The sequence below is a fragment of the Brevundimonas sp. Bb-A genome (assembly GCF_009394735.1).
Lineage (GTDB): Bacteria > Pseudomonadota > Alphaproteobacteria > Caulobacterales > Caulobacteraceae > Brevundimonas > Brevundimonas aurantiaca.
In genome coordinates this window covers 1480701-1498221 of record NZ_CP045456.1, presented here as the reverse complement: position 1 = coordinate 1498221, position 17521 = coordinate 1480701, and the positions used below count along the sequence as shown (strand labels likewise).

Sequence of the window (17521 nt, the reverse complement as noted above, 5' to 3'; positions counted from 1 at the left end):
TAGAGCCTGATCCGTTGAGGAGGAACCGCTACGCGGTTCCGCTGAAACGGTGAATCAGGCTCCAGATTAAAGCGAGAGCATGATTCACGCTTCTGTCGGAACCGCAAAGCGGTTCCGTCCGAAACGATCATGCTCTAGGGTCCGGCCATGCGGATTCTGAACGCCGACCAGGCCGTCCTGGACCATGTCGCCGGGCGACGTGACGCCATCATCGGCCGCACCATCGACTGGGCTGACATTAACTCCGGCAGCCGCAACGCCGCCGGGTTGAACGCCGTGCTGGACGCGCTGGAGACTGAGGCCCGGCTCCTGCCTGCCACGGTCGAACGCATCCCGACCCAGGGCTCGACCACTGTCGCAGACGACGGATCGGTGCGGACCGAGGCCCATGCCGACGCCCTGAAGATCACCGCCCGGCCGGAGGCGCCGATCCAGGTGGTCCTGACCGGCCACTACGACACCGTCTTCCCCGCCGACAGCCGCTTCCAGACCGTGACGACGCGCCCGGACGGCGCTCTGAACGGTCCCGGCGTCGCCGACATGAAGGGCGGCATCAGCGTGCTTCTGGCCGCGCTCGAAGCCTTCGAGACCCACCCCGACCGGCACGGCGTGGGCTGGACCGTTCTGCTGAGCCCGGACGAAGAGATCGGCTCGCCCGCCTCCGCCCCCCTGCTGGCCGAATTGGGCGCGCGCGGCCATGTCGGCCTGACCTATGAGCCGGCCCTGGCGGACGGCACCCTGGCGGGGGCGCGCAAGGGCAGCGGCAACTATCACCTGATCGTCACGGGCAAGGCCGCCCACGCCGGCCGGGCCTTCGACGAAGGCCGCAATGCAGTGGCGGGCGCGGCCATGATCGCCGCCGCCCTGCACGGGCTGAACGGCCGGCACGAAGGCGTCACCGTGAACGTCGCCAAGATCTCCGGCGGCGGCGCCCTGAACGTCGTCGCCGACAACGCCGTGGTCCGCTTCAACGTGCGGGCGCCGGACAAGGCCGCCGCCGACTGGATCGACGCCTCCGTCCGCGCCATCGTGTCCGCGCCGCCGTTCGAGGGCCTGACTCTGGATTTGCACGGCGGCTTCACCCGCGCCCCCAAGCCGATGGACGCCGCCCAGACTGCGCTGTTCGAAGCGGTGAAGGAAGCCGGCGCCCTCTTGGGCCAGTCCATCGCCTGGAAACCCTCGGGCGGCGTCTGCGAGGGCAACAATCTCCACGCCGCCGGCCTGCCCAATATCGACACCCTGGGCGTCCGCGGCGGCGACATCCATTCGGACCAGGAGTTCGCCTGGCCCGACAGCTTCGTCGAACGCGCCCAGCTCAGCGCCCTGATCCTGTGCAAGATCGCCTCCGGCGAAATCGACGCAGCCAAACTCAAAGCCCTTCGGATGGAAACTCTCTGAATGCTCGTCGTCCGTCCCGCCGGCCCAGCCGACCTCGACCACCTGCTCGAACTCGCCATCCTGTCCGGCCCCGGCTTCACCAGCCTGCCTGAAGACCCCGACGCCTTGGCCGAGCGGCTGGACCTCAGCCAGGCGAGCTTCGAAGGTCGCGTGCCTTGGCAAGAGGCCTGGTACACATTGATGCTGGAGGACGGCGACACGGGCGACATCGACGGCGTCGGCTCGGTCAAGGCGACCGTCGGGCTGAAACGCCCCTTCTTCTCGTTCCGCGTCGTCAACAACACGGTCCAGTCGCCCTCTCTGGGTGTGAAGCTGGATCATCAGACCTTGGTTCTGGTCAATGAATGCACCGGCTGGACCGAGGTCGGGTCGCTGTTCCTGAAGGCGGATCGGCGAAAGGGCGGCGCCGGCCGTCTGCTCAGCCAGTCGCGATACATGCTGATCGGCGCCCAGCCCGACCTGTTCGCCGACATGGTCCTGGCCGAGTTGCGCGGCGTCTTCACCCCCGACGGCGCCTGTCCCTTCTGGGATCATGTGGCCCACAAATTCTTCCCGATGGAGTTCGACGACGCCGACCGGATGACCGGCTCCACCGACAAGCAGTTCATCCTCGACCTTGCGCCGCGCCACCCGATCTATGTCGAACTGCTGCCCGAACCGGCCCGCGCCGTCATCGGCAAGGTCCATCCGCAGGGCGTGCCCGCCATGGCCCTGCTGGAAAGCGAAGGGTTCCGGCCCAACGGTCTGGTCGATATCTTCGACGCCGGTCCGACCGTCGCCTGCGGCCGCGACAATATCCGCACCGTGCGCGACGCCCGCCGACTGAAGGTCGAATTGGTCGATACGGTTCAGGCCGAACTGCCGGCCCTGATCTCGACCGACAGCGTCGCCGCCTTCCGCGCCGTCCGCGCCAAGGCCGACATCGAGGGCGAAACCGTGAGACTGACCGCCGAAACCGCTGCGGCGTTGAAGGTGGATGCAGGCGCCAGCGTGCGAGTAAAATCGTGATCCACTCTCATCCGCTCATCCCGGCGAAAGCCGGGACCCAGTACTTTGGGCGAAGGATATGTGAGATCAGAGGCCGGTGGTCATCCGATGCACTGGCGATGCGAAAGAACTGGGTCCCGGCTTTCGCCGGGATGAGCGGAGTCTCTGTGCCATGACCGTGTTCAAATCCACCGATCCCGCCACCGAAGCCGTCAACTGGGAGGGCGAGGCCGCCTCTCCCGCCCAGGTCCAGACCGCCGTCGACGCCGCCCGCGTCGCCTTCCCTGACTGGGCCGACCGCCCGCGCCAGGAGCGGATCGACGCCGTCAAACGCTATCAGGCCGTGCTGAAGGACCGCGCGCCCCAGATCGCCGAGGCCATCGCCCGCGAAACCGGCAAGCCCCTGTGGGAGACCAAGACCGAGGCCGCCGCCATGATCGGCAAGGTGGACATCTCGATCCGCGCCTATGACGAGCGCACAGGCGAACGGACCAGCGACACGGCGTTCGGCCGGGCGACCCTGCGCCACCGTCCGCACGGCGTGGCGGCGGTGTTGGGCCCGTTCAACTTCCCCGGCCATCTGCCCAACGGCCATATCGTCCCCGCCCTGCTGGCCGGCGACACGGTCGTCTTCAAGCCGTCGGAAGAAACGCCCCTGGTCGGTCAGGTCATGGCCGAAGCCTTCGCCGCCGCCGACCTGCCGACCGGCGTGGTCAATGTGGTCCAGGGCGGCCGCGAGACCGGCGCGGCCCTGCTGGACGCCGGGATCGACGCCCTGATGTTCACCGGCTCGGGCGCGGCGGGCGCCCACTTCCGGCGCAAGTTCGCCGACGATCCCCACGTCATCCTGGCGCTGGAGCTGGGCGGCAACAATCCGTTGGTCGTCTGGGACGCCGCCGACGCAGAAGCCGTCGCGGGCATCGCAGTCCAATCCGCCTTCATCACCACCGGCCAGCGCTGTTCCTGCGCCCGACGCCTGATCGTGCCGGAAGGGGCTCAAGGCGATGCGATCGTCGAAGCCATAGCCGCCCTGTCCGACCGCCTGGTCTTCGGCCCCTGGGACAGCGATCCCGAACCCTACGCCGGACCTCTGATCTCGGCCCGCGCGGCCGAGGCGGCGCTGAAGGCGCTGCAGGAGCGGATCGACAGCGGGGCCAAGGTCATCCGCGCCTCCGGCCCCGTCGCCAACCTGCCCAATTCCGTAAAGGGGGGCGCCTTCGTCAAGCCGGCCATCATCGACGTGACCGGGATCGACGTTCCCGACGAGGAGATGTTCGCCCCCTTCCTGTCGGTGATCCGCGTCCCGACATTCGACGCTGCGATCCAGGCCGCCAACGCCACCCGCTACGGCCTGTCCGCCGGTCTGGTCAGCGACGATCCGGCCAACTGGGACCATTTCATCCGCCGCATCCGCGCGGGCGTGGTCAACTTCAACCGTCCGACCACCGGCGCCGCCGGCGACATGCCCTTCGGCGGCCTGGGCGCCAGCGGCAACCACCGCCCCAGCGCCTATTACGCCGCCGACTATTGCGCCTATCCGGTCGCCAGCTTCGAGGCCGACGCGGTCGCGAACATCGAAGGCGAGATCAAGGGGTTGAAACAATGACCCTCTCCCGCCTGCGGGAGAGGTGGCCCGTCGTTCGCGAAGCAAACCAGGGTCGGAGAGGGAAGTCTTCTGGAGCAGAACTTCCCCCATCGTCACGCGTCTCGCTTTGCTCGACGACGCGACACTTCCCCCGCAAGCGAGGGAAGATTTTATGACCACCGCCGTCGAAGCCAACGCCGACGGCCTGATCGGGCCGACCCACTCCTACGCCGGTCTGTCGCCGGGCAATCTGGCCTCCAGCCTGAACAAGGGCGAGGCGTCAAATCCCCGCGCGGCGGTGCTGCAGGGGTTGGACAAGATGAAGACCCTGGCGGACCTCGGCCTGCCCCAGTTCGTCCTGCCGCCGCATGAGCGGCCCAATATCCCCTTCCTGCGCACCCTGGGCTTCACCGGCTCGGACGCCCAGGTGCTGGAACAGGCCTGGAAGGATGCGCCGTCGTTCGCCGCCGCCGCCTGTTCCGCCTCGCCCATGTGGGCCGCCAATGCTGCGACCGTGACGCCCAGCGCCGACGCCGCCGACGGGCGGGTGCACTTCACACCCGCCAATCTGGTCACCAATCTGCATCGGTCGCTGGAACATCAGCAGACGAAGCGGGCGCTGGACGCCCTCTTCCCCGATCCTGAGCGGTTCGCCGTCCATGACGCCCTGCCCTCGGTCGCCCATCTGGCCGACGAAGGCGCCGCCAACCATGTGCGCCTGTGCGCCGAACATGGGGCGCCCGGCGTCAATCTGCTGGTCTGGGGCCGAGAGGCGTTCGAGCCCTGGGACGGCCCCTACCCCGCCCGCCAGACGCGCGAAGCCTCACAGGCCATCGCCCGTCGGCATGCGGCCGGGCGCCCGGTTCTGGCTCAGCAGTCGAAAGCCGCCATCGCCGGCGGCACCTTCCACAATGACGTGGTCTGCGTCGGCGCGCTGGAGACCCTGTTCTTCCACGACCTCGCCTTCGAGGACACGGCCGCGACCCAGGACGCCATCCGCCGCGCCGCCGACGGCCTGTTCGACCCGATCTTCCTCGAGGTCTCGTCCGCCGACCTGCCCCTGGCCGACGCCATCAGCTCCTATCTGTTCAACTCCATGCTGATCCAGGTTCCGGGCGACGACCGCCTGACCCTGATCTGCCCGACCGAGACGCGCGACAATCCGCGCAGCCATGCGGTGGCGCAAGCCCTGGCCGCCTCCAACGGCCCGATCGGGCAGGTCCGCTATGTCGACGTGCGCCAGTCGATGCGCAACGGCGGCGGCCCCGCCTGTCTGCGCCTGCGGGTCGTCCTGAACGCGGCGGAACTGGCCGCGACCAACCCGGCCATGCGTTTGACCAACGCCCTTTACGCCCGACTGTCAGACTGGGCGCGCCGCTGGTACCGCGACGAACTGCGCCCCGCCGACCTGGCCGATCCCGCCCTGCTGGACGAGAGCCGGGGGGCGCTGGATGAACTGACGGCGATCTTGCAGTTGGGCGGAGACTTCTATCCGTTCCAGCAGGTTTGAAATGAAGGCCCTCTCCCGCTTGCGGGAGAGGTGGCCCGTCGTTCGCGCAGCGAACCAGGGTCGGAGAGGGAAGTCCACTCAGACGGAAGACTTCCCCCATCGTCAGGCGCGTCGCTGCGCGCCACGGCCTGACACTTCCCCCGCAGGCGGGGGAAGAACTCTAGGCCGCGAACCGTCCGCCCTTGGCCGCATAGGCCTGGGTGCCGCGCGTGAAGACCTGATCGCTGGGCAGGACGGTTTCGATCGGCAGGTCGGCCTGCCCCTTCAAGGCGTCATAGACCGGGCCGAAGTCCTTCAGCGTCTCGTCCTTCAGCGCCTCCAGGCTGTCGATGACGAAATAGACCTGCTGGAAGTCGTCGATCCGATAGAGCGTCCGCATCACCCGCTCCAGGTCGAAGCCCAGACGGTTCGGCGACGGATCTTCAAGCGCGAAAACACTCTCCGTGGCCGAGGAGACGATGCCGGCGCCGTAGATGCGCAAGGCCCCCGCCTCCTTCATCAGGCCGAACTCGACCGTGTACCAATACAGCCGCGCCAGGTTCGGCAGCATGCCCAGGCCCGCCGCCCTCTGTCCGCCCTTGCCATAGGCCTCCATATAGGCGGCGAAGTCCGGGTCGGTCAGCATGGGCACATGGCCGAAGACGTCGTGGAAGATGTCGGGCTCCTGCAGGTAATCCAGCTGGTCCGGCTTCCTGATGAACTGACCCGAGACGAATCGACGGTTGGCCAGGTGGTCGAAGAAGACCTCGTCCGGCACCAGACCGGGCACACAGACCACGGTCCAGCCGGTCAGGGCCTGGAGCTTGGGATTGATGACCTCAAAGTCGGGAATGCCGCCGGCGTTCAGGTCCAGGGCGTCCAGGCCGCGCAGGAAGGCGTCGCACGCCCGGCCCGGCAGGATCTTCATCTGACGAGCGTACAGGGTGTCCCAGGTGCGGTGTTCGACCTCGGTATAGGCGTCCCAGTTCTGCGGGATGGTCCAGTCGGCCGCCGCCCCTTCCGGGGGCTTTTCAAAGACATGTTCGAAGTCGGACATGGAGCGCTCCTCTTTGCCCCATCCTAACCCTCCGCCCGCGCCCGTTCCATCGCTTCCTCAGTGGATGCCGGCATGGAGCGGCGCATGATGGCCCTGTTCATCAACGGTGAACCAGCGTCGAACGTCGTCCGTCAGCAGCGCCGACCGACCGTCTTCCAGAACCGATTCCGCCGCATAGGCGACGAAACCGCCGTCCTCGCCCAAGGCGAAGATGCGATAGAAGGGCTGATCCGGCGAGACCGCGCCGGTGTCAGAGGCCGGCCCCTGATAGGCCGGATCGACATCCATCACCACGCCGCGAAAGGCGTCGTCGCGGTGGCGCACGATATGGCCGATGGCGAACCGGGCTGTGTGAATCTGGTTCATGCCGCCTGTTACGCTTGGCCGGATGACCCTGACGCCACAGACCTGTTCATCTTCCTGACAGAATGGCTTGGCGCGGACGATCTTGCCGGGCTAGGTTGATCGGGACGGGCGCCGCTTTGGACCGCCCACATCGGAATGACGGCCCATGCCGGAGACCCGCGGCGCGCCCCGACGGCGCGACGAGCGGTCCCAGCCTTCCCGCGAGCGGGATGCGTCGGGTCGGGACGCGCCCCTGTATGGCGCGCTCGATCTGGGGACCAACAATTGCCGGCTGCTGATCGCCAGACCGTCCCGCGACGGTTTTCGGGTGGTCGACAGCTTCAGCCGTATCGTGCGGCTGGGCGAGGGCCTGTCGCGGACAGGGCGGCTGGACACGCGCGCCATGGACCGAGCCTATGACGCCTTGGCCCTTTGCGCCGAGCGGATCGTCAGGAAGGGCGTGGATCCGGTCAGGCTGAGCGCGGTGGCCACCCAGGCCTGCCGGGCGGCCGAGAACGGGGCCGAGTTCATCGACAGGGTCCGCAAGGGCACCGGGCTGCGGCTGCGGATCATCGATCCGGCCGAAGAGGCGCGGCTGGCGGTCGAGGGCTGTCTGAACCTGATCGACCCGAAAGCCGAGGGGGTGGTGATCATCGACGTGGGCGGGGGGTCGACCGAACTGTCCTGGCTGAGGCGCGACGGGCCGAACTGGAAGACCACCGACTGGATGTCGGCGGCCCTGGGGGTCGTCACCCTGGCGGAGCGGCATCCCGAACCCGAAGGGGCCAGTCCTGCGGACCACGCCCAATGGTATGAGACCATGGTCGCCGACATGGGCGCGGCCCTGGCCGGAGGCGGCGTCGAGGATCCCGAGATGCTGGACCTGCTGCGGCGAAACCGCGCCCATCTGATAGGGACATCGGGCGCCATCACCAGTCTGGCGGGCATCCATCTGAAGCTGCCCCGCTACAACCGCGATCGGGTCGACGGCCTGTGGATGACCCGGGCCGAATGCGAGGCGGCGGCGGAGCGGCTGAAGCGGCTGGGGCCGGACGGGCGCGCCAAGGAGGCCTGTATCGGGCCGGATCGGGCCGATCTCGTCCTGGCGGGGGCGGCGATCCTGGAGGCGATCCAGCGCGCCTGGCCGTCAGAGCGTGTCAGGGTGGCGGATCGCGGCCTGCGCGAAGGCCTGCTGCTGCAACAGATGCGGGCGGACAAGGCCCCGCCCAAACGCCGCAGGCGGCGCCGGGGCCGGGGGCGAGGACCTGCCGGCGCCTGACGCACCGTCTCCTCCCCACGACGTGGGAAGGTGGCGCGACGCCTCTTCGCGTCGTGACGGAGGGGTTCTTCCCGCATCGCAGACGCCTGTGCGGCGTTCAGAACCCTCCACCACGCTTCGCGCGGCCCCCTCCCCATTGCATGGGGAGGAGACAGTGCGGGCTCAGCCCGGCGTGGCCACCCGCACCGGCAGGTCGATGTCGCAGACCGAGAAGTCCGCGCCCTTGGCCTGGCGCGCCTCATCGAGCAGGGCGCGGAAGGCGGGCGAGGCGGGATTCAGCATCTGAACCGCCGGGCGTTCGGCGGCGGGCAGGTCGGAGGCCAGGCGGACGCGGGTCATCCGGTCGGGATCGGTGACGATGCCGCTCGGCTCAGGACTGGCCTTCAGGGCGCGGACCACCTCAAGCCCCACGACCACCCGCCCCCAGACGGTGTAGCGCTTGTCCAGCGCGGGATAGGGCTGGCGCATCAGGAAGAACTGGCTGTTGGCGGTGTCATTGCCCTCGTCGCGGGCCATGCCGGCCACGCCGGGACAGTAGAGGCCCCAGCCGTGGACCTTGCGATCCGAGGTGCCGGCCATCAGGGCGTCGGGCTGGGTCTGGACCGGAATGGAATGATAGAAGCCGACCAATGCCCCGGCCGGCGCCGCCACGGGGGTGAAGGCCATGTCCGGCCCACGCCGGAAGGTGAACTCGGCCTTCAGATCCGGATACCAGCTCTGGCCGTCGCCGGTGCCCAGGGGATCGCCGGTCTGGGCCATGAACCAGTCGATGACCCGGTGCCAGGCCAGATTGTCGTAGAAGCCGCGCGAGGCCAGCAGCTTGATCCGCTCGACATGGGCCGGGGCGATCTCGGGCGCCAGCTCGACCAGAATCCGCCCCTTGGTCGTGTCGATGACCAGCAGATTGTCGGGGGCGACGGCGCGCCATTCGGTCGGGCCGGGCGGGGGCGGCGGCGCGGCCGCCTCCTGCGCCTGGGCGGCCCCGGTCAGCAGGGCGGCCAGCCCCGCGGCGATCAACGTCTTGCGAAAGATCATCACCCCTCCCCTGTCGCGTCTCAGCTCCCGACGACCTGGGCCACCGGCTGGACGTCGCAGATGGTGAAGCCGCCGCCGCGCGCGGTGCGGGCCGCGGCGATCCGTTCGGCGAAGGCGGCGCTGGCGGGGTTCAGCACCCGCACGGTCGGGCGTTCGCCCTCCGGCAGGGCCGAGGCCATGCGGACCTTGGTCATCACATCAGGATTGGCCACCTTGCCGTCTTCCGCGTCGGAGCCCTTGTTCAGCTTGTTGACGACGTCCAGGCCCGAGACCACGCGGCCGAAGGCGGTGTAGGCGCCGTTCAGCTGGTCCCTTTCGCCCATCATCAGGAAGAACTGGCTGTTGGCGCTGTCGGGCGAACCCGCCCGCGCCATGCCCAGAACGCCGGGGCAGAACAGGCCGTGGGCGTCGACCTTGAAGTCGGCGGTGACCATCATCTGGGCGTCCGGCTGGGTCTCGACCGGCAGGACGCCGACCAGGCCGCGCACGCCCTGACCGGCGTTCGGCACGGCGACGAAGCCGGCGTCGCGGCCGCGTCGGAAGCTGAACTCGGCCTTCAGATCGGGCAGATCGCTGCCGCCCTCGCCTGTGCCCTGGGGGTCGCCGGTCTGGGCCATGAAGTCGGGGATGACGCGGTGGAATTTCAGCCCGTCATAGAAGCCCTGGTCAGCCAGGGTGCGGATGCGTTCAGCGTGACTGGGCGCCGCCACCGGCGTCAGTTCGACCAGGATCCGCCCCTTCGACGTGTCGATGACCAGCAGATTCTCGGGCGCGACCGTGCGCCAGTCAGAGGCGGGCGCCTGAACCTGAGCCTGGGCTTGGGCCAAGGCCGGAGCCTGGGCCGAAGCCGTCGCCAGAAGAGCGGCGGCCGCCGCCGCGATCGCACCAAGACGCATTGCCGAACTCATCCCTTGTTCTTGACCTTGTCCCGGACGCGCGCGGCGACGGCGGGGCTGACGAAACTGTCGATCGCGCCGTCCAGCCGGGCGATCTCCTTGACCAGGCGCGAGGCGATGGCCTGATGCCGAGGATCAGCCATCAGAAAGACCGTCTCGATGTCCTGATTGAGGCGCTGGTTCATGGCCGTCATCTGGAACTCGTATTCGAAATCGGCGACCGCGCGCAAACCGCGAATGATGACATTGGCGTTCAGCTCTTCCGCGAAATGCATCAGCAGGGTCGAAAAGGGCTGGACCACGATGTCCCCGCCCAGGCTCGCGACCTCGGTCCGAAGCATCTCGACCCGCTCGGCCGTGGTGAACAACGGTCCCTTCTCGTCATTCTGGGCCACGCCGATGACGACCCGATCGACCAGCTTCAGGGCCCGTTTGATAATGTCGGTATGGCCGTTCGTGACCGGATCGAAGGTGCCCGGATAAAGTCCGATGCGCATGGCGTTTTCTCCCCCGGCTTGTCGCCTGCCGTCGGGGGTGACTTAGCAGGTGCGAAATCAACGGCCTAGACGCCTGACGCGATCGTCATGCTCAATCGGCGATCGACTGAGGCCGCTGCGACAGCCAAGCCTGGTTGAGCCGGTCCAGAACGGCGGGATCATTGGCGAACGTCGCCTGGTCAATATGGGTGACCGGACAGACGGGCGTTGCGCTGTTGCACAGAAAGGCGCCGTCGAAACCCGCCAGTTCGGACACATGCACTGGGCGGGTCTGAGACGACAGCCCCTGCCCAGCCAGCCCCCGGTCGATCAGGACCTGGGTCACGCCCGCCAGCATCGGCGCCTGGGGCCAGATGATCCGATCCACCTGGATGAAGCCGATGTTCCAGGTGACGCCTTCGGACACATGACCCTGATCGTCGACGAACAAGGCGTCGTCAAAGCCCCCCGCCCGCGCGGCCCGGCGCATGCGCGTCTGACCAAAGGTGGCGACATGCTTCAAATGCGGCGCCTCGCGGACATAGGGGACGGCGGTGACCCGCATCGAGGTCGCCAAGGGCGGCGGCGGCGGCGAGACGACGGTCATCACCTTGGGCCGTCCGACGAAGGACGGATTGCGGTGGCCGATCTCCGGTGAGAACAGGCTGACCCGCAGCCAGCAGGCGTCGCGCCCTTCGACAGCCAGCGCCGACAGACGCCGGACCTCGGCCTCGCCGGGGCTTTCGCCGAACAGTTCGACAGCGGCCTGATCCAGACGGGCGAGATGCAGATCCAGCCCCCGGACCGCGCCGTGCTCGACGCGGAAGGAGGTGTAGGCGCCGTAGTTGACCAGGGCCTGGTGCGCCAGGTCGTCAGGGGCGGCGGGAAGGCCGTCGATCAGGATCGACATTATCGGTATGTACCTATATATAAAGTTATATAACTTTGGAGTTGCCGAAATGTCGGTCTACGCCCCGCTGGAATACCGCCTCGCCCAAACGAAGCAAAACGCCCTCACTCTGTCGTTCGAAGAGATCGAAGCCCTGCTGGGCCGAAAGCTTCCCCAATCCGCCTATGACGAGCGGATAAGGCGTCAATGGTGGGCCAATACCGACACCCATGTTCAGGCCAAGGCCTGGCTGAAAGCGGGCCGCAAGGCCAAGCTCAATCCCGCTCGGAACGAGGTCACCTTCGTAAAGGAACAGACCGAAACGGGGGTAGAGGGCGCCCTTCTATCCTTGGCCGCCCTGACGCCCGCTGCGCGCAGTTTAGTGGAGCGCACCTGTCAGGAGCGCGGCGTCGATCTTGGAACGGCCGTCGCCCTCCTGTTGAACGAAACCGCACGAAGCCGGAACGAGGCGTTTCTGGATCGGATGGACCGCTCCCGCAGCCGCTCGACCTATTCCAGCGTTTCCAGCGTCGATCTGATCCGGGAAGATCGTGATGGCCGATGAGGTGGTGATCGACGCCTCGGTCTTTGCGGCAGCCCTGTTCGACGAGGAACATTCCGCCGCCGCCAGACGGTTTCTGGGCGACTGCGTAAGCTCGGAGCGGATCATGATCGCGTCCGACCTGATGCCGCTCGAAATCGCCAGCATAGCGGCGAAGAAGGTCTGGCGAGGCGAATGCTCCGAGCATCTCGGGGCGGAAGCCGTCGATACGGCGCGTGGCATGATGGCCATGCCGGTATCACTGCCGGACCTGTTGGCGCGCGCCTATGACCTGGCCGCGCGTCACCGGTTTTCCGTCTATGACGCGACCTATATCGCCTTGGCGGAAGTGCGAGACAGCCAGGTCGCGACGCTGGACGCCCGACTGGCTCGACGCGCCGAGGCGGAAGGCTTCGCCGACCGCCTCGTCCTCGTCGCCTGATCAGGCCTCGCCGCCCTCTTCACCGGCGACGTCCGCCTCATCCTCGCCGCCGCTTTCCGGCAGGCGTTCGACCGAGACGACCCTTTCGTCCTTGCCGGTGCGGAAGATGGTGACGCCCTGGCTGGAGCGGCCGACGATGCGGACCTGATCCACGCGGGTGCGGATCATCTGGCCGCCCGAGGTGACCAGCAGCAGGTCGTCGGTCTCCTCGACCGGGAAGGCCGCGGCCAGGCGCGCGCCCGCGCGGCCGCCCAGGCCATGGGCCGTCAGCCCCTGGCCGCCGCGACCTGTGCGGCGATACTCATAGGCGGAGGACCGCTTGCCGAAGCCGGTTTCCGTGACCGTCAGGATGAACTGTTCGGCCGCGCCCAGTTCGGCGATGCGCTCGGGCGAGATCGGGGCCTCGGCGACGTCGTCCTCGGCCTCGGTGGTCGTCGGCTCGTCTTCGCCCTCGGCGCCGGCCAGGGCCTTGCGCATGGCGTTGGCGTGTTTGACGTAGGCGGCGCGTTCTTCCGGCGTGGCGTCGACCCGGCCCAGGATGGCCATGGAGATGACCTCGTCCCCGTCCTGCAGGCGCACGCCCCGGACGCCGGTCGAATCCCGGCCCTTGAAGACGCGCACGTCGTCGGCCTTGAAGCGGATGGCGCGGCCCAGGGCCGTGGTCAGCAGCACGTCGTCGTCCGCCGTGCACAGGCCGACGCCGACCATGCGGTCGTCGCCTTCCAGCTTCATGGCGATCTTGCCGGCGCGGTTGACCGTGGCGAAGTCCGACAGCTTGTTGCGGCGCACGTCGCCCGAGCGGGTGGCGAACATGATGTCGTAATCGCCCCAGGTCGCCTCGTCCTCGGGCAGGGGCAGGACGTTCATGATGCTGTCGCCCGGCTCGATGGGCAGCAGGTTGACGAAGGCCTTGCCGCGCGACTGCGGATTGCCCAGCGGCAGGCGCCAGGTCTTCAGCTTATAGGCCTTGCCGTTGGTGGCGAAGAACAGGACCGGGGTGTGGGTCGAGGCGCTGAACACGCCGGTGATGGCGTCCTCGTCCTTCATGGCCATGCCCGAACGGCCCTTGCCGCCGCGATGCTGGGTCCGATAGGCGTTCAGGGCCACGCGCTTGACATAACCGCCGTGGGTGACGGTGACGACCATGTCCTCACGCGGGATCAGGTCCTCGTCCTCCATCTCCCCGTCGCCTTCCCCGATCAGGGTGCGGCGCGGCACGGCGAACTTGTCCTTCACGTCGATCAGGTCGTCGCGAATGATGGCCAGGACGTTCTTGCGGTCCGACAGGATGGTCAGGTGGCCCTGGATGGTGTCGGCCAGGCCGTGCGCCTCGCCGAAGATGTCGTCGCGGCCCAGGCCGGTCAGACGCGACAGGGTCAGGGCCAGGATGGCGCGAGCCTGTTCGTCGGTCAGGCGGATCTTGTCGCCCTCGACGATCACGCTGCGCGGGTCGGCGATCAGCTCGACCAGGCCCATCATGTCGCCGACGGGCCAGGCCTTGCCTTGCAGCCGCTCGCGCGCCTCGGTCGGATCGGCCGAGGAGCGGATGATGTGGATGACCTCGTCGATATTGGCGACGGCGACGGCGAGACCGACCAGGACGTGGCCGCGGTCGCGGGCCTTGTTCAGCTCGAACTTGACGCGGCGGACCACCACCTCCTCGCGGAAGTCGAGGAAGGCTTCCAGAAGAGCGCGCAGGCCCATCTGCTCCGGTCGGCCGTGGTTCAGCGCCAGCATGTTGACGCCGAACGAGCTCTGCATGGCGGTGTAGCGCCACAGCTGGTTCAGGATAACGTCGCCCGAGGCGTCCCGTTTCAGCTCGATGACGATCCGCATGCCCTGACGGTCGGATTCGTCGCGAACGTCGGAGACGCCCTCCAGACGCTTCTCGCGAACCATTTCGGCGATGCGCTCGATCAGCGTCTGTTTGTTGACCTGGTAGGGCAGTTCGGTGACGACGATGGCCTCGCGATCCTTGCGGATCTCCTCGATCGAGGCGCGGCCGCGCACGACGACCGAGCCGCGACCGTCGCGCAGCGCATTGCGCGGCGCGGTGCGGCCCATGATCTCGCCGCCGGTGGGGAAGTCCGGGCCGGGCACGATGTCCAAAAGGGCGTCGTCCGAAACGTTGGGATCATCCAGCAGGGCCAGGGCCGCATCGACGACCTCGCCCAGATTATGGGGCGGGATGTTGGTCGCCATGCCGACGGCGATGCCGCCCGCGCCGTTGACCAGCAGATTCGGGATTCGGCTGGGCAGGACGACCGGCTCCAGCTCCTTCTCGTCATAGTTCGGCTGGAAATCGACCGTGTCCTTGTCGATGTCGGCCATCAGGGCCGTGGCGGCCGGCGCCATCCGGCACTCGGTGTAACGCATCGAGGCCGGCATATCGCCGTCAACCGAGCCGAAGTTCCCCTGCCCGTCGACCAGCATCAGCCCCATGGAGAAGGGCTGGGCCATCCGCACCAGGGCCATATAGACCGAGGCGTCGCCGTGGGGGTGGAACCGCCCCAGCACGTCGCCGACCACGCGCGCGCATTTCGAATAGCTGCGCTCGGGCGTCATGTTCAGGTCGTGCATCGAATAGAGGATGCGACGGTGAACCGGCTTCAGCCCGTCACGGGCGTCAGGCAGGGCGCGGCTGACGATCACGCTCATGGCGTAGTCGAGGTACGAACGCTTCAGTTCGTCCTCGATGGTGATCGTGGAAATGTCTGAGCCGCCGCCTCCCGGAACAATCGGAGTTGCGGCGTTTTCGTAGCTGTCGTCGGTCAAGGAAGCGTGGCTTTATGCGGCCGGAATCGGAACGTGATCCGCTGTCGCGTTTTCTAGCATTCTAGGACTGCGGTGGCAAAGCGACGCCGCCGTGAAAGCCCGTCTCTGAAAGGACTTTCCACATGCACGCCAAGACCCTCGCCTTCGCCGTCGCCCTGGCGTCTCCCCTGGCCTTCACCGCAGCCTGCGCCGCGACCGGCAACGCCCCCCAGACCCAGGCCGAGCGCTCCCCGGTCGGTGCGGCGGGACAGGCAGTCTTGGTCAACGCCTCGGGCGCCAACATCGGTCGCGTCGATTTGCGTCAGGGGCCGACCGGCCTGGTGATCAGGGTCGAGGCTTCCGGCCTGACGCCGGGCTGGCACGGCATCCACATCCATGCGACGGGCGCCTGCGCCGCCCCCTTCACCTCGTCCGGCGGCCATATCAACCACAGCGAGCCCAAGGCCCCGCACGGCCTGCTAAACGCCCAAGGGCCGGACGACGGCGATCTGCCGAACGTCTATGCGGGGGCGGACGGCAAGGTGAACGCCGAACTCTTCACCACCCGCGCGCGCATTTCCTCGGAAGGCCCCGGCCAGTGGCTGTGGGACGAAGACGGCTCGGCCATCATCATCCACGCCAATCCCGACGACCATTCGACCCAGCCGATCGGCGGCGCCGGCGATCGGGTGGCCTGTGCGGCCCTGAACGCGAGCTGAGTTCTCTCGCCCTCTGCGTCATCCTCGGGCCTGACCCCGAGGATGACGGGGGTGTGGCGTCATCGCCCCTTCTGGATCAGCAGCCGCTCGATCATGCGGGTCTGTTCCTCCTGGCGGGCCGTCAGCTGCTCCACCTTGTCCAGCAGGGCCATGATCTCGATCTCGGCCTTCAGATTGACCTGATAGTCGTTGCTGGCGTCCAGCCGGTCCTTCGCCGCCTGGCGGTTCTGGCTCATCATGATCACGGGCGCCTGCACCGCGGCCAGCATGGACAGGACCAGGTTCAGGAAGATGAAGGGATAGGGATCAAAGGCGGCCTTGCGCAACAGCAGGTTCCCGGCGGTCCAGAGCGCCAGAAACACGCCGAAGGCGATGATGAAGGGCCAGGACCCGCCGAAGGCGGCGACCCGATCCGCCAGTCGGTCGCCGAAGGTCTGACGCCCCTGAAAGGCGGTGTTGACGTCCTCGGAAATGGGACGTCGGTCGGCGGTGCTCTGCATCACGCTGGCGGCGTTTGCGGGCAGATCGTGTTTGGCCTTGCCCAGCCAGCGGCGGGACAGATGGTCGGCGTCAATCGGGGCGTGGGACAAGGGCGGGCTCCTGAGGCTTGCGCCCCAGATCAAGCCTTGGCGGCCCCCGCGCGCAAGCCCCGTTCGGCCAGGGCCACCAGGGCCACCCCGCCCATGGCGATGGCCGAACCGGTCAGGATCTGGGGCGTCAGCACGTCCCCCATGAAGCCCCAGCCGATCAGCATGGACACGACCGGCGTCACCAGCAGATAGGGCGTGACCCGGCCGGCCTCGCGCCTCTGCACCAGCCAGAACAGCAGGGTGGTCGCCAGCACGGACGAGGTGATCCCGGCCCACAGCAGCGAGGCCCAGACCATGGGCGACGCCGCCTTCACCGCCTCCCACTGGCCATGCTCGAACACCGCCGAGCCGAAGGCCATGACCGGAAAGGCGCCCAGCGCCAAAAGGCCCTGCATCTTCAGCGGCGGGATCGAGGTGGTGCGCCGCGCGACCACCGTGGTCACGCCCCAGGCGGCGCCGGCCGCAATGGCGACCAGAATGGCCTTCCAGTCCTGAAGCGCATGGGCGTCCAGGGTCATCCAGGCCACGCCGACAAAGGCCACCCCCATGCCGACCAGGGCCGCCTTGTTCAGCCGCTCGCCCAGGATCAGGAAGGCGAACAGGGCCGTAAAGGGAATCCACAGCTGGTTGGCCACGGTGACCGGACTGACGTCGGTCGCCAACCAGTAGGCGGTATAGGCCAGACCATATTGGATCGGCCCCCCCAGCAGGACGATCAGGGTCAGGCTGCGCCAGTCCGGGAAGGGCGGGCGAACGAAGACGATCAGGCAGGCGGTGGCGATGCCGAACCGGATCGCCCCGACCAGAAGCGGCGGCAGGGTCTCGGTCGCCAGCTTGGCGCCCGCATTGTTCACGCCCCAGACGATGATGATCGCCACGATGGCGGCGATCTCCAGCCCGGTCAGGGCATGGGGCTTTGCAGGCGGCGGGGCGGCGGCGGCGGCGTCGGACATGCCCCGCCTATGGCACGGTGCGCGCCAGAACGCCCTTCACATGCCGTGTCCGGGCGTTGCATTGACATGTACAGGCCTGACGCCCA

17 protein-coding genes are annotated in these 17521 nt (G+C 67.9%); 8 read left to right on the top strand and 9 right to left on the bottom strand.

The window, feature by feature from the left end:
• Positions 1 to 147: 147 nt before the first annotated feature.
• From BSP_RS07365 to astB, 4 genes are all read left to right on the top strand, one after another.
• The gene (locus BSP_RS07365) at positions 148 to 1398 is read left to right on the top strand and encodes a hydrolase (protein WP_152949796.1); all 1251 of its coding nucleotides are present in this window, start codon (positions 148 to 150) and stop codon (positions 1396 to 1398) included.
• Positions 1399 to 2406 carry an arginine N-succinyltransferase gene (locus BSP_RS07360; protein ID WP_054765126.1) on the top strand — a complete coding sequence of 336 codons (1008 nt, stop codon included), beginning with the start codon at positions 1399 to 1401 and terminating at the stop codon, positions 2404 to 2406.
• A gap of 151 nt (positions 2407 to 2557) precedes the next feature.
• Entirely contained in the window at positions 2558 to 3991 is a 1434-nt protein-coding gene (gene astD / locus BSP_RS07355; protein ID WP_054765125.1) for a succinylglutamate-semialdehyde dehydrogenase, read from the top strand.
• Between the two features lie 151 nt (positions 3992 to 4142).
• Positions 4143 to 5480, top strand: a complete 1338-nt coding sequence (gene astB / locus BSP_RS07350; RefSeq protein WP_054765124.1) for an N-succinylarginine dihydrolase — start codon at positions 4143 to 4145, stop codon at positions 5478 to 5480.
• Between the two features lie 160 nt (positions 5481 to 5640).
• Here the strand turns inward: astB and phhA are convergent, their stop codons facing one another.
• Positions 5641 to 6516 (bottom strand): phenylalanine 4-monooxygenase, encoded by an 876-nt coding sequence (phhA, locus tag BSP_RS07345; protein WP_054765123.1) that lies wholly within the window; start codon positions 6514 to 6516, stop codon positions 5641 to 5643.
• A gap of 57 nt (positions 6517 to 6573) precedes the next feature.
• On the bottom strand, positions 6574 to 6882 hold the full coding sequence (gene hspQ / locus BSP_RS07340; RefSeq protein WP_152949795.1) for a heat shock protein HspQ: 309 nt from the start codon (positions 6880 to 6882) through the stop codon (positions 6574 to 6576).
• Positions 6883 to 7027: 145 nt separating this feature from the next.
• On the opposite strand from hspQ, the gene BSP_RS07335 reads away from it, so the two are divergent.
• Positions 7028 to 8140 carry a Ppx/GppA phosphatase family protein gene (locus tag BSP_RS07335; protein ID WP_054765121.1) on the top strand — a complete coding sequence of 371 codons (1113 nt, stop codon included), beginning with the start codon at positions 7028 to 7030 and terminating at the stop codon, positions 8138 to 8140.
• 162 nt (positions 8141 to 8302) lie between these two features.
• On the opposite strand, the gene BSP_RS07330 is transcribed toward BSP_RS07335, so the two are convergent.
• The 4 genes from BSP_RS07330 to BSP_RS07315 all read right to left on the bottom strand — a co-directional run bounded on the left by BSP_RS07330 (position 8303) and on the right by BSP_RS07315 (position 11457).
• Positions 8303 to 9175, bottom strand: a complete 873-nt coding sequence (locus tag BSP_RS07330; protein WP_054765120.1) for a peptidylprolyl isomerase — start codon at positions 9173 to 9175, stop codon at positions 8303 to 8305.
• Positions 9176 to 9195: 20 nt separating this feature from the next.
• The gene (locus BSP_RS07325) at positions 9196 to 10083 is read right to left on the bottom strand and encodes a peptidylprolyl isomerase (protein ID WP_304488811.1); all 888 of its coding nucleotides are present in this window, start codon (positions 10081 to 10083) and stop codon (positions 9196 to 9198) included.
• Positions 10080 to 10568: a pantetheine-phosphate adenylyltransferase gene (gene coaD, locus BSP_RS07320; protein ID WP_152949794.1), complete on the bottom strand. Its 489-nt coding sequence runs from the start codon at positions 10566 to 10568 to the stop codon at positions 10080 to 10082. Before coaD ends, BSP_RS07325 begins: the two co-directional genes overlap by 4 nt.
• A gap of 91 nt (positions 10569 to 10659) precedes the next feature.
• A complete protein-coding gene (locus BSP_RS07315) occupies positions 10660 to 11457 on the bottom strand; it encodes an aminotransferase class IV (protein WP_152949793.1) in 798 nt (265 codons plus the stop codon).
• Between the two features lie 49 nt (positions 11458 to 11506).
• Between BSP_RS07315 and BSP_RS16205 the strand changes: the two genes are divergently transcribed.
• Both BSP_RS16205 and BSP_RS07305 read left to right on the top strand, forming a co-directional pair.
• Positions 11507 to 12001, top strand: coding sequence for a hypothetical protein (locus tag BSP_RS16205; RefSeq protein ID WP_054765116.1), 495 nt, complete (start codon positions 11507 to 11509; stop codon positions 11999 to 12001).
• Positions 11991 to 12419, top strand: coding sequence for a type II toxin-antitoxin system VapC family toxin (locus tag BSP_RS07305; RefSeq protein ID WP_152949792.1), 429 nt, complete (start codon positions 11991 to 11993; stop codon positions 12417 to 12419). The genes BSP_RS16205 and BSP_RS07305 overlap by 11 nt, the downstream gene beginning before the upstream one ends.
• Here BSP_RS07305 and gyrA read toward each other — a convergent pair whose 3' ends face one another.
• Complete coding sequence (gene gyrA, locus BSP_RS07300) at positions 12420 to 15194, bottom strand: DNA gyrase subunit A (RefSeq protein WP_152949791.1); 2775 nt, start codon at positions 15192 to 15194, stop codon at positions 12420 to 12422.
• 122 nt (positions 15195 to 15316) lie between these two features.
• Here gyrA and BSP_RS07295 point away from each other — a divergent pair, with 122 nt between their 5' ends.
• On the top strand, positions 15317 to 15892 hold the full coding sequence (locus BSP_RS07295) for a superoxide dismutase family protein (protein WP_152949790.1): 576 nt from the start codon (positions 15317 to 15319) through the stop codon (positions 15890 to 15892).
• A 59-nt stretch (positions 15893 to 15951) separates the two neighbouring features.
• On the opposite strand, the gene BSP_RS07290 is transcribed toward BSP_RS07295, so the two are convergent.
• Both BSP_RS07290 and BSP_RS07285 read right to left on the bottom strand, forming a co-directional pair.
• The gene (locus BSP_RS07290) at positions 15952 to 16482 is read right to left on the bottom strand and encodes a DUF1003 domain-containing protein (RefSeq protein ID WP_224764363.1); all 531 of its coding nucleotides are present in this window, start codon (positions 16480 to 16482) and stop codon (positions 15952 to 15954) included.
• A gap of 29 nt (positions 16483 to 16511) precedes the next feature.
• A complete protein-coding gene (locus tag BSP_RS07285; RefSeq protein ID WP_152949789.1) occupies positions 16512 to 17435 on the bottom strand; it encodes a DMT family transporter in 924 nt (307 codons plus the stop codon).
• Positions 17436 to 17521: the final 86 nt, after the last annotated feature.